At 37.5% G+C, this 12,801-nt stretch carries 11 protein-coding genes and 2 pseudogenes; 7 read left to right on the top strand and 6 right to left on the bottom strand.

The genetic code is table 11. The annotated features are described in order from the left end of the window. The 5 genes and pseudogenes from ACY3FQ_RS17380 to ACY3FQ_RS17400 all read left to right on the top strand — a co-directional run. A partial coding sequence (locus ACY3FQ_RS17380; RefSeq protein WP_489774537.1) for a transposase domain-containing protein occupies positions 1-214 on the top strand: 214 nt, incomplete at its 5' end. 134 nt (positions 215-348) lie between these two features. Further along, the gene (locus tag ACY3FQ_RS17385; RefSeq protein ID WP_284878489.1) at positions 349-597 is read left to right on the top strand and encodes a hypothetical protein; all 249 of its coding nucleotides are present in this window, start codon (positions 349-351) and stop codon (positions 595-597) included. Positions 598-600: 3 nt separating this feature from the next. Beyond that, entirely contained in the window at positions 601-849 is a 249-nt protein-coding gene (locus ACY3FQ_RS17390) for a TolC family protein (protein WP_284878490.1), read from the top strand. Between the two features lie 310 nt (positions 850-1,159). Beyond that, positions 1,160-2,443: an NAD(P)/FAD-dependent oxidoreductase gene (locus tag ACY3FQ_RS17395; protein WP_284878492.1), complete on the top strand. Its 1,284-nt coding sequence runs from the start codon at positions 1,160-1,162 to the stop codon at positions 2,441-2,443. Between the two features lie 26 nt (positions 2,444-2,469). Continuing rightward, a pseudogene (locus tag ACY3FQ_RS17400) lies at positions 2,470-2,676 on the top strand (transposase domain-containing protein); the annotation flags it as partial. Positions 2,677-2,706: 30 nt separating this feature from the next. Here ACY3FQ_RS17400 and ACY3FQ_RS17405 read toward each other — a convergent pair. The 4 genes and pseudogenes from ACY3FQ_RS17405 to ACY3FQ_RS17420 form a co-directional block, all read right to left on the bottom strand. Continuing rightward, positions 2,707-3,129 (bottom strand): annotated as a pseudogene (locus tag ACY3FQ_RS17405) (alpha/beta hydrolase); the annotation flags it as partial. Positions 3,130-3,288: 159 nt separating this feature from the next. Continuing rightward, positions 3,289-4,686: an AdeC/AdeK/OprM family multidrug efflux complex outer membrane factor gene (adeC, locus tag ACY3FQ_RS17410; protein ID WP_068523827.1), complete on the bottom strand. Its 1,398-nt coding sequence runs from the start codon at positions 4,684-4,686 to the stop codon at positions 3,289-3,291. A 79-nt stretch (positions 4,687-4,765) separates the two neighbouring features. Further along, a complete protein-coding gene (locus ACY3FQ_RS17415) occupies positions 4,766-7,876 on the bottom strand; it encodes an efflux RND transporter permease subunit (protein WP_269494533.1) in 3,111 nt (1,036 codons plus the stop codon). After that, a complete protein-coding gene (locus ACY3FQ_RS17420; protein ID WP_140992658.1) occupies positions 7,876-9,063 on the bottom strand; it encodes an efflux RND transporter periplasmic adaptor subunit in 1,188 nt (395 codons plus the stop codon). Before ACY3FQ_RS17420 ends, ACY3FQ_RS17415 begins: the two co-directional genes overlap by 1 nt. Before the next feature lie 140 nt (positions 9,064-9,203). Here ACY3FQ_RS17420 and adeR point away from each other — a divergent pair, with 140 nt between their 5' ends. Beyond that, positions 9,204-9,938, top strand: coding sequence for an efflux system response regulator transcription factor AdeR (gene adeR / locus ACY3FQ_RS17425; RefSeq protein ID WP_068523821.1), 735 nt, complete (start codon positions 9,204-9,206; stop codon positions 9,936-9,938). Next, the gene (gene adeS, locus ACY3FQ_RS17430; RefSeq protein WP_068523819.1) at positions 9,928-10,998 is read left to right on the top strand and encodes a two-component sensor histidine kinase AdeS; all 1,071 of its coding nucleotides are present in this window, start codon (positions 9,928-9,930) and stop codon (positions 10,996-10,998) included. The genes adeR and adeS overlap by 11 nt, the downstream gene beginning before the upstream one ends. 285 nt (positions 10,999-11,283) lie before the next feature. Here adeS and istB read toward each other — a convergent pair whose 3' ends face one another. Together istB and ACY3FQ_RS17440 are read right to left on the bottom strand one after the other, a co-directional pair. Next, on the bottom strand, positions 11,284-12,030 hold the full coding sequence (istB, locus tag ACY3FQ_RS17435) for an IS21-like element helper ATPase IstB (RefSeq protein WP_227539200.1): 747 nt from the start codon (positions 12,028-12,030) through the stop codon (positions 11,284-11,286). Beyond that, on the bottom strand, positions 12,027-12,801 hold a 775-nt coding region (locus ACY3FQ_RS17440; protein WP_489774539.1), incomplete at its 5' end, for a Mu transposase domain-containing protein. The genes ACY3FQ_RS17440 and istB, both read right to left, overlap by 4 nt.

Raw genomic sequence — 12,801 nt, forward strand, 5'->3', positions numbered from 1 at the left:
GCCTTGGGCTTTGGGGCGTAAGAACTGGTTATTTGCAGGTTCGCTGCGCAGTGGTCAGCGAGCGGCAAATATCATGACTTTAATCCAGTCAGCAAAACTGAATGGGCTGGATCCGTATGCCTATTTAAGTGATGTACTGAAAAGGCTGCCGACACATAAAGTGACCCAAATAGAAGAATTACTGCCACACCGTTGGAAACCTGAACCCCGTTAAAACATAGCAATGGGGTTCAGCGGATGCTTACCAACCAAGTCCATTTTGATGATTTATAATTTCAAGTAATATGTGATTTTAGTCACGCTAATTTATATATCGTTGATCATATTTTGAGTTTTTTGTAATAAATATTGTACATTTCTGAAGTCGCAGTACGTCAGTCTGAAACATTGATGTATGCTGCTCAATATGATATGTTAGTTTTACAGACGCAAATCAAGCAGGATCATAACTTAATTAAATTATTGGCAGGGACAATGATTTCGGATCATTTATTGCCAAAAGTTAAGGTTTTGCATGTGATTTATACAGATTTAAATAAAGTTGGCTTACCCAGTGATTTATTAATCAATCGACCCGATTTGAAACATGCAAAATAAAAATTGGTTACTTCTGGAGCCAATATTCAAGTCGCGAATGCAAATTTATTTCCAAGTATTTCTTTAACTGGAAAAGCAGATTTTGCATCTGCAGATCTTTTTGATAAAGGGATATGGAATTTGGGTTCTAGAATTGATATGTCGCTATTGAATTATGGGACATGTAAAAAAAATCTAGAAATCAGCAAAATCGATTATGACATCACTTTGGCTCAATATGAAAATCCATACAGACCGCATTTAAAGAAGTAAATGATGTGTTGGTCTTTAGGGAGTTCATGGATAGCCGAGTAAATGCGTAAAAGCAATTGCTCCAAGACATCCCAAATTTCATATAACTTGGCGCAAGCTCGATTTAAAGCAGGTATTGATAGCTATTTAAATGTTCCGGACTCCCACAGAAGTTTATGTGTAGCTCAAAATGCTTTATCCAATTTGCAAATGGTAAGTTCCAAGGTGGATTTGTACAAGGCTTTAGGTGGCGATCACCATTAATCTGACTGTTATGAATGTGAAAAGAGTTTTTCTTTTCACATTTCAAAATGATATTGACGAGAAATCTATGAAAAATATTGTAGTAGTGGGCGGTGGAGCTGGTGGGCTCGAATTTGTCACACAATTATCAGATGCTTTGAAAAAGAATGAAGACATTTCAATCACTTTAATTGATAAAGCACCATCCCACATTTGGAAACCTCTGCTGCATGAAGTTGCGGTGGGAACTTTAAATGTAGCAGAAGAGGAAACCAATTATTATGATCATGCAAAAGAGCATGACTATCATTTTATGCAGGGAGAACTGATCAATATTGATCATCAAAATAAAACCGTGCAACTCAAAATTGAGCAAACAATAATAGAAGATACTCCATTAATCAATTATACATATGAAAAGTCTTATGATGTACTGGTCTTAGCTGTGGGGTCAAAGTCAAATGATTTTGGTACACCTGGAGTAGCTGATAATTGTTATTTTCTTGATGATATTGAGCAAGCGAAAAAATTCCAAAAAAATATGATGACGGTCTATAAGAACTCTCATTTACTTGAGGATGAACCCGTTTTTAATATTGCTATTATTGGAGGCGGGGCTACAGGTATAGAATTTGCTGCTGAATTAGCACAAGCCAAACATACCTTGTTTGATTATGGCTTTAAAAAAATTAGACCTGAAAATATTAATATCCATTTAATAGAAGGCGGGAACCGGTTAATCAATACGCTCTCCGAACAGGTTTCGATTAAAACTAAAGATGTTTTATTAGGTTTAGATATCAATGTCTTAACTGATCATCAAGTGAAAAGTATTGAGGATAAAACGATTCACTTTTCAGATGGTTTCTCAATACAAGCCGATTCGATTATCTGGGCTGCAGGCATTAAAGCACCTAAAGTATTAGAGAGCCTAGTAGGATTTGAAAAAGACAATATCAATCGATTGAAAGTACATGCCACATTACAAACCTTCACTGACCCAAGTATCTTTGCTTTTGGCGACTGTGCACATTGTCAATTGGATAGTAGTGAGAAACCATTAGGTGCACGAGCACAGGTGGCTAGCCAACAAGCAGAATTTTTAGTGCATGCTGTTATTTGCTACCTCAATGGAAAATCCTTACCCATGTTTAAGTTTAATGAAAAAGGAACCTTGGTTTCACTTAGTGAAGCAGATGCGGTTGGGCAAATATTAGGGGATAAAATTGTAAAAGGTCAATCTGCTAGAATGATGTATCAGACGCTATATCGGATCCATCAAACCAAAATACATGGTATAGGTAAAACCATGTTAATTACGGCTAAAGATCTTTTTGCAAGAAGGGTTAATCCAAAAATTAAATTGCATTGAATATCTATGGATCCACCTTTAGGTAGGCCTTGGGACGTAAGAACAGGTTATTTTCAGAATCATTGCGCAATGGGCAGCGAGCGGCGAACATCATGATGCTGATTCAGTCAGCAAAGCTGAATGGGCCGGATCCCTATGCCTATTTAAGTGATGTGCTGAAAAGGCTGCCGACACATAAAGTGACCCAAATAGAAGAATTACTGCCACACCGTTGGAAACCTGAACCTCGTTAAAACATAGCAATGGGGTTCAGCGGATGCTTACAATGCATCAAGTTGTTCATCTAAACATTTTAAATGTTTTTGCCCTTCTTCTGTTTTAGCTTTTATAAGTTTATTACTTTCACACTCATAAGACTCTGAAAGAGCAATTGCTTTTGATAGATATAATTCACTAGCAGTAGATAATAATTGTTCATCTTGTAATTGGGGTATCTTTTTTAATGTGTCTATACATTCTTTTGGGGCCTGTATACATGTTTTAACGTCTTTATTCGACATATATATAACATTGAGGCTTGCTTCACTCAATTTATTTTGCGTAAGTATGCTATTACGTTCATTAGCAAGTGTTGTGTGAAGGGTTTGTTGCTTCAGGCTGACAAGTTGGCACCCGCTGAGAGCAGTTATACTGCATAATGTGAATGCTAATAGATATTGGTTCAGAATAAATACTCGTATTTTCATAGATAAACCTCGTAAGCAAGGTGTGGCTAAAAACTCTAAAATTACTTAATTACATATAGGGTCAGAATATTTTGTATTAATTAGTTTTTAGAAACTATTTAAGTCAAGGGCGAATCATGTATTTGATTAGCCCTTAAAATATTTTTGAAAGTGTTTAATTCATTTTTTATTTAATCCACCTCCTAGCGCTTTATATAGTTCAATCTGATTATTCAGTTTAGTTTGCTCAAGGATCAGTAGCCCTTGTTGGGCTGCATAAGCAGAACGTTGTGCATCCAAGACCGTTAAATAGTTATCAATACCGGCTCTAAACCGGGCGCTAGATAGTTTATAAGTCGTATCCGTGGCTGAGACTAAGCGTTGCTGTGCACTTAAACGATCATCAATATGTGCATGGGCTGCAAGCGCATCATTGACTTCACGAAAAGCAGATTGAATGGCTTTCTCATAGTCAGCAAGTGCAATTTTTTGATCTATTTCAGAAATTTGTATATTGGCTTTACGAGTTCCCCAATCAAAAATTGGAACATCAATACTCGGTCCAACCGACCAAGCGAAACCACCTGATTTAAATAAGTCATTTAGTTCAGTCGATGCATAACCAGCAGATCCTGTCAGACTAATCGTGGGGAAGAGCCTTGCTTTGGCTGCACCAATATTCGCGCCAGCAGCACGCAGTTGGTACTCACTAGCTTTTAGGTCTGGACGATGATTAAGTAAATCACTCGGTAAACCTGTTGCAAAAGCCGTCTCAGAGGTGATGTTTTTAATTGCATGATTGGGTAGTAGGTTTTGAGGAATGGATTGTCCCGCCAATAGATTTAACAAATTCTGTGCTTGAGCTGCTTGAGTTTTATAATTCGCAACATCATTGCGTGCTGTTTCAACCGAAATTTGTGCCTGACGGAGGGGGATTTCACTATCAATACCCACATCAAAACGTTTCTTGTTCAGGTTGTAAGAGTCCAGCTGTGCTTTTAATGTTTGTTCAGCAAGGGTTAAATTTGCATTTGCAAAAGCATAATTCAACCATGCTTGTGTAACTTGGCTGACTAAGCTGATTTGTGTCGCATCCTTTGCACTTTGAGTGGCAAAGTAATTATTCAAAGCAGCGTCTTTTAGACTTTGCACACGACCCCAAAAATCTAATTCGTAGGCAGTGACACCTAATCCCACTTGAAAGGTAGAATACGGATTATTGGGGTTTACAGAAGGACTGACCTGTCGTACAGCGCTACCTGATGCACCAATCGTAGGGAGTTGGTCATTTTTAGTGATTTGATATTGTTGCTGTGCACGCTGAATATTCAAAGTCGCTGTACGTAAATCACGGTTGTTATTTAAACTAATTTCAATGACTTGTAGTAACTGTGAGTCTGAAAAGAATTCTTTATAGCCTTGCGCTGCAATTGAGGTTCCATTGGTTGTATTGTCGTAGTTCTGTGGTATATCTGATTTGATTGTGGGTAGAGGAGCTTGCATACTCACACAGGCAGTGAGTGCCATTGAAAGTGTGGAGACCAGTAGTCCTCGATTTAAAGTAGTCGATTTAAACATGGTATTTTCCAAATAATAAAAGTGTTTAGGAATAAATGGCATCGGAGGAAACTTTTATATTTCCTCCGATTAATTCAAATTAGGATGAGGTTTTCTTTTTGGAAGAGAACAGTTTTTCCACAGTGCCTAATACAAAGATGAAGAAGACTGGTACAAAGAAAATCGCCAGAATGGTTGCGGAAATCATGCCACCAAATACACCAGTACCTAAAGCATGTTGAGTTTCAGAACTTGCCCCTGATGCAATGACCAATGGGACTACACCGCAAGTAAAGGCGAGTGATGTCATTAGAATTGGGCGTAATCGAAGTTTTGATGCTTGAACAGTTGCTTCAATTAAGCTCATGCCTTCTTCTCGTAGCATTTTTGCAAACTCAACAATCAGGATGGCATTTTTGGCTGATAAACCAATAATCGTAATCAGACCAATTTTAAAGAACACGTCATTCATCATGCCTCGCGACATAATGGCAACCACTGCACCAAAAATACCCAGTGGTACGACTAACATGACCGACAAAGGAATAGCCCAGCTTTCATACAGCGCAGCGAGTACAAGAAAAATGACCAACATCGATAAAGCCAGTAAAAATGCGATTTGTGATTCAGACTGCTTTTCTTGCAGGGAAATTCCTGTCCATTCATAGCCAATACCTTTAGGTAGCTTGGCAACCAATTGTTCCATTTCACGCATTGCATCACCTGATGAAGTTCCAATATTGGGAATACCTGCAATGCTTAATGAAGGTCGACCGTTATAACGGTTATATTGTTGAGGTGCTTTACTCCATTGAGGACTAACCACTTCAGACAAAGAAACCAATTGCCCACTTGCACCTGCCACTTTTAAATTCAAAACATCTTCAAGTTGCATTCGTGATTTAGCATCGACTTGAACAATGACTTGTTGCATACGACCCTGATTTGGAAAGTCATTGATATACATTGAACCCATAGAAGTTGAGATGATATCTGAGACATCAGCAAAATTAACACCGAGAGTATTTAATTTTTCCCGATCGATTTTTAAGCTAACGCTATTACCCTCTGGTAAACCTTCAGCCCACACCATATAGAATTTCTCATTCTTAGCGGCCATTTCAAGGAGTTGCTCTTTGGCCTTGATGAGTGCTGGCATACCTAAATTGGCTTTGTCTTGTAAACGTAAACTAAAACCAGAATATGTACCTAATTCATCAATTGGCGGTGGAAGGATCGACATCACACTGCCTTCACCGCTTTTTGCCATTACGGTATTTAATGAGTTGGCATATTCAGATGAAGGCGTTGTTCTCTCATCAAAATCTTTGAGTGTCGTGAATGACACGCCTACGTTTTGCCCAGCACCACCAAACCCCCATCCAAGAATTGAAATATTATTCTTAATATCTGATTTTCCGGATAAATTACCTTCAAAATCTTGAACAATGTTTTGCGTTCTTTCACGTGTTGCATCGGATGGTAATTGGAATGTGGTTAAGAACCAGCCTTGGTCTTCCTCTGGCATAAATGCCGTTGGCCAATATTTCATGCCTGCAAAAGTGAGACCTGTGATGACCACAAAAGCAATCATCATTGGAATGCTATGTTTAATGACTTTGACCAAAATCATTTCATATTTGGTCGTCACTTTGTCAAAAGTGCGGTCGAACCAAGCAAAGAAGCCTTTTTTCTGATGATGACCATCGATTGGTTTTAAAATGGTAGCGCACAGCGCTGGCGTTAGAATCAGTGCTAAAAGTGCTGAGAATAGAATCGACACGGACATCGTCACTGTAAATTGACGATAGATAATTCCGACTGAACCACTGGCAAAAGCCATCGGTAAAAATACCGCGGCAAGAACCAGCGTAATCCCAATAATTGGACTGGTAATTTCTTTCATGGCTTTAGAGGTTGCCTCTTTCGGAGACAAACCTTCGGTCGCCATAATCCGCTCGACGTTTTCAACCACCACAATCGCATCATCGACGATAATCCCGATTGCGAGCACCATACCAAACATGGTGAGTACGTTAATCGAGTAACCCGCAATCAGCATGACAGCAAAAGTACCCAACAGGGCAATCGGCGCGACAATGGCTGGAATAAGTGTATAGCGAACATTGTGTAAGAATAAATACATCACAATGAAAACCAAAACCATGGCTTCAAGTAAAGTATAAATTACTTTTTCAATCGAGATTTTAACAAAAGGCGCCGTGTTATAAGGAATATCGACTTGCATCCCTTCTGGTAAATTTGCTCTTAATTCTTCGATTTTGGCTTGCACACCATCTGCTGTTTTGACCGCATTCGCCCCAGGACTTAACTGGATGGCAGCAGCAGTGGCTGGTTTACCATTTTGTAAAATAGCAAAATTGTAAGCTTGAGAACCCATTTCAACATGAGCAACATCTGATAATTTAATCGAACTACCACTCAGCTTGCCTTTTAAACTAATATTATTGAACTCTTCAACACTATTTAATTGCCCTTGAGCAGAGAGTGGAATCGTAATCAATTGTCCTTTTTCTGAAGGCACATCCCCTAAACGACCTGGGGCAATTTCGACATTATTGTAACGAATTGCGTTGTTGACATCGCTAATGGATAAACCATAAGACACCAGTTTATTTGGATCGACCCAAATTCGCATGGCTTTTTCAGCACCGAAAGATTGGACTTTACCAACACCTTCAACACGCTTAAGTTCTTCAACGGCATTACGAACCAAATAGTCACTTAAGTCGATTTCTGAATATTTTCCATTTGGAGAGCTAAGACTGACTAGCATTAAAAAACCAGAGGATGACGCTTCTACTAATAAACCTTGTTGACGAACAACTTGAGGTAATCGGGCTTCAACAGCTTTAATTTTGTTTTGTACATTTACTTGAGCCATATCGGGATCTGTACCAGGCCTAAAGGTCGCAGTAATTTGCGCAATCCCTGAAGTATCTGTAGTGGCACTATAGTAAAGCAGGTCTTTAACACCAGATAATTCACGTTCAATTAGAGTGACGACACTGTCATTAATGGCTTTTGGAGTTGCACCAGGATAAGTCGCTGTGATAACAACTTGAGGTGGTGCAACACTTGGAAAACGTGCAATCGGGAGCTTAGGAATACTGAGTAAACCAAAGAGAATAATAAAAATCGCAATCACCCATGCAAAGATAGGGCGGCGAATGAAGAATTGTGACATCATCATTGAGCTCCTTGTGCATTGGGTTTTTGAGCCTCAGTAGATACAGCTTTATTCGTTGATGTAGGAACTTTCCAAGTCGCCAGTTCTAATTTTTGATTGGGCTGAATACGGTCAATACCTTCGACAACTACTTTGTCTCCAGTTTTCAGACCTTTGCTGGCAATGTAATACTGTTCATATTGTGGGCCAAGCTCAATCGGGCGAATGTCAGCCATGCCTTTGGCGTTAATCACATAGACTTGCGGATCGCCATTAATATTACGTTGAATAGCTTGTGCGGGAATGAGTAATGCTTGAGGTACACTTGCACGATCAATATTGACGCGAACATACATGCCCGGAAGGAGTTTTCGTTCAGCATTATTGACTTCAATGCGAATGGTCACGTTACCTGTTTCAGGATCAACATTGATATCTTCAAATAGCATTTTTGCTACGACATTATAAGGTTGTCCGTGACTATTGGTAATACGAACCGTATTTTCGCTATTTACAGCGAGCTCTCCACTTTGTAATGCTGCCTGTAGACGTTCATATTCACTGATCGATTGCTTCACATCGACATAGACTTTATCGATTTGCTGTACCGTTGCCATGGTGTTGGCATCACCTTGGCTAACCAAAGCTCCTTCAGTGACAAAAGATTGTCCAATACGGCCAGAGATAGGGGCCCGAACTGTGGCATATTGCAAGTTCAGGTTTTGTCGTGTAAGCAAAGCTTTCATTTGAGCGACATCAGCTAGGGCTTGATTATATTCAGCCTGAACATTACTAACTTCTTGTTTACTAATGGCGTTACTTGGGAGCAATTGTTGATAACGCTCCAATTGAACTCTTAAACGGGCGGCTTCTGCTTCTGCTTTTTTGAGTGAAGCTTGATTACTATTTACATCGGCTTGGAAAGTTTCTGAGTTAATTTTATATAAGGCTTGTCCTGCTTTAACCTCACTTCCTTGTCTAAATAATACTTTTTCAATAATTCCACCGACTTGTGGGCGAATTTCTGCAACACGGAAAGCATGTACGCGTGCTGGAAGGTTTTCACTGAAGTTTACAGATTGTGGTTGAATGCTGAGCACACTGACTTTACTCGTCGGCGTTTCATTCTGAGCGGCCTCATCTGAACCACAGCCTTGTAGAGCAAGTGCGACAGACAAACATAATGGGAGTAATAAATTTTTTTGCATATTATTCAAACCTTGGAGTTTTGATATTTATATTATTTTTAATAAGTGTGGAAGAAGCGTTGATAAAAGATGGAAAAAGTGTGGAGATTGCAAGAAAAATGACGATATGATAAGTAAAGTATTATTAAGATTTCATCGCTATGTTTGAAAACCCTTACTCTTTAGATGTTCAAGATAGACTTATTCTTGTTGTTGAAGATGAGTATGATATTGGGGATATCATTGAGCATTATTTACAGCGAGAAGGTATGCGAGTTATTCGCGCTATGAATGGAAAACAGGCTATAGAAATTAATGCAACACAATCAATAGATCTCATACTTTTGGACATAAAGTTACCAGAATTAAATGGTTGGGAGGTTTTAAAAAGAATACGTCAGAGCAATCAACGAACACCAGTAATTATGCTAACAGCACTGGATCAGGATGTTGATAAGGTCACTGCATTGAGAATGGGGGCAGATGATTTTGTGATCAAACCTTTTAACCCAAATGAAGTTGTTGCACGGGTTCATGCTGTACTTAGACGGACAAATCAAAGCACTCAGATTCCCAACAAAAATTTAAAGTACAAAAATATTGAAATTGATACTGATGTTCATAGTGTTTATATACATCAACTCAATAAGAAAACTTTACTAAATCTCACATTGACTGAATATAAAATTTTAGTGTTAATGATTGATTATCCTTATAAAGTATTTACGCGTAGTGAGTTAATGAACCATTGTTTACCAGATGGTAATGCTTTAGAACGCACTGTAGATAGTCATGTGAGTAAGTTAAGGAAGAAACTTGAAGAAAAAATGGATTGCCAAATGTTAATCAATATTCGGGGGGTAGGCTACCGCCTAGATCAAATTAATGAAAAATAAATATGGAGTCAGTAAGCAGCTGATTTTTACATTGTGTATTTTTAATTTCAGCATTATTTGTATCGCCTGCATTATAGGCATTGCAATTTATGGAATAGCACTTAAATCAAAATTTGTAACTTTAGAACAATTATATCATAGCTGGCCTTGGTTCCATCTTTTAGACTGGTTATGGATATTATCAGTCTTATTTATAGGCTCTGCTTTATCAATATTTCTAGGTGTGAAGCATGCAAGCCGTTTAATTGTGCCTTTACAATCTTTAGCAATTGCTACAAGAAAAATTAGCCAAGGTGAGTTAGCAACCCGAGTCCCTGAGCCTGTAGACACTTCTAATGAAATTTTAGAATTGATCAATAATTTTAACGATATGGCGCAAAAGTTTGAAGTGTCAAATAATAATGCTCATATTTGGAATGCTGCTATTGCGCATGAGCTGAGGACCCCAATCACTATACTTCAAGGTCGATTGCAAGGAGTGGTTGATGAAGTATTCGAACCGAATCATTCTCTAATGAAAAGCTTACTACATCAAGTTGAAGGATTGTCGTATTTGGTTGAAGATTTGAGAACATTAAGTTTGTTTGAAAATCAACAACTTAAATTAAAAATAGAACCTGTGAACTTTGAGGAATCTGTAAATAAAATAAAAATAATGTTTTCTGAAAAATTATCTAATGCAAGAATTGAAATCTTATCAGAGGTATCAGATGATTTAATTTATTGCGATCAACGTCGTATAGAACAAATACTTATTGCACTCATAGATAATGCTATACGATATGCGAATCCTGGAGTAATTAGGATTAGATCTGTTGTGAAAGAAAATATGTGGATATTGGAAGTTCAAGATGATGGACCAGGTATTCCAGTTCAATATCAAAATGAACTATTCACACCTTTTTTTAGAGTTGAGCAATCTAGGAATAGGGAGTTTGGTGGGACTGGCTTAGGTCTCTCAGTTGTTCATGCTATAGTTTTAGCTCATGCAGGGCAAATTCAATACGAAAATAAGAACCACAATAGTCTGTTTATGATAAGAATAAACATGCAGAAATAAATTTTTTATTATCCAGTAATATAAACTTTAAAGTTAAGCAACTTATTTAAATTATTCATTAAATTAAATGTTTTGTACATAGGAATGAGGCAGTTTTCATGAGTAAATTTTTTATCTCTGTTACTTAGGGTAATTGTAAAAAATTCGCCAATTAGCCATTTATAATGCAAAATATCTATTGACCTGACCACTCATGCTCTTTTGATATGACCAGATAAAATCTTTCTAACCTGACCATTTTTTCATACATAAAATAAAGGAGACATATTTCAGTCTCCCTAAAAATTAATTTGTATTTTTGCCTTGTCTTTTTCTCATAGATTCTCCCTGTAACTCTACAAGATGAGCTTTATGCACGATCCGATCTAAAACAGCATCTCCCAATGTGGGATCTTCAAATCGACTATGCCATACAGACGTAGGGTACTGACTTGTTAGAAGTAATGATCCGTTTACGGCCTGTAAGTCAATAATATCCAGAAATATGGATGCTAAATGCGAATCTATGCTTCCCAAGCCAAAGTCATCAATAATTAATAGATTAGTATTAATCAACTTACGTCTTAACTGCGGTAGCGTTCGATCAGCTACAGCAAGAGCTAGTGCCTCAAACAGAGTATTGGTATTGAAATACAAAACGCTATAATGATGGCGACAAGCATGTGTTGCAAAGGCACAACCTAACCAACTTTTTCCTGTTCCAGTTGCACCAAGAATAATTAAATTTTGACGATGCTGAATCCATTTATTATCAAATAATGTTGAAATTTGGCGTCTCTGAATGCCTCTTTCTGAGTGATAGTCAATATTATCTATTGATGCGCGAGGGTATCTCAGGCTTGCATTTTTTAATAATCGACTAATTTTTCTATTGGCACGATCTGAAATTTCAGCATCGGCGATATGAGTGAGTTGTTGCTCAAACGTTAATTCTAAAAATTTTGGGTCAACCAAATGTAAATCCAAAACTTTGACCATAGCTGATAATCTGAGTTGAACTAATTTATTTCTTAAATCAGGTGATAGCATCATTTATCTCCTAATTTGTTGATATTAAAATAATCGGCACCTCGGATATTATGATGTAAAGTGAGTTTAGTAGTAGGTGTATCCCTAGGATTACCATATACTTTTTTTTGGATAATTGATTTTATTCTGTCAAAAGTTAAAGCATTAATTTTTATAGCATATTGCAAAGCAGACTCTAAATCTTCACTTGTGTATCCTGATTGATTAGACCATTGCTTTAATCGTTGTACTGTACGGATACCGTTCGCAAAATCACGTCTCTCCGAAATTTTCTTTTGGACAAATTCAGTCGTATATGGGCCTGTTTTTTCTGCCCATTCGATTAGATAAGGTAAAGTTAATTCTTTATAAGCTCGTTGTGTCTCAGTCATATGCTCGGATGAAATCGTATGGCCACCAGTTTGATCATTTAATAAATGTTGGGCAATAAATTGACGCTGATGTGTAATTTCAATCATATGTTGTGTCACTTTAAGATCAACTAGGCAATGTACATATTGATGAGGTACTGAATAAAAATGCTTATTCCACTCAATCAGACCAAATTCATTAACACGTACATCATACTTACGTTCACATATCTCAAATGGCAGTTCTGGTAATGGTGATAGTGCAACTTTGTCAGTTTGTAAAAATAGCTGTGTCCTCCCCATAGGAAAGGTCTTAGTTTGTTTTTCATTGATTTTTTGGTTATGTATATAGAGTTCTTTATTCAATTCAGTCAATGAATAAAAACGCTGATTTCTTAGTCTAGCGAGAATCTGAGTTTGAATG

Source organism: Acinetobacter sp. AB03, assembly GCF_058107045.1.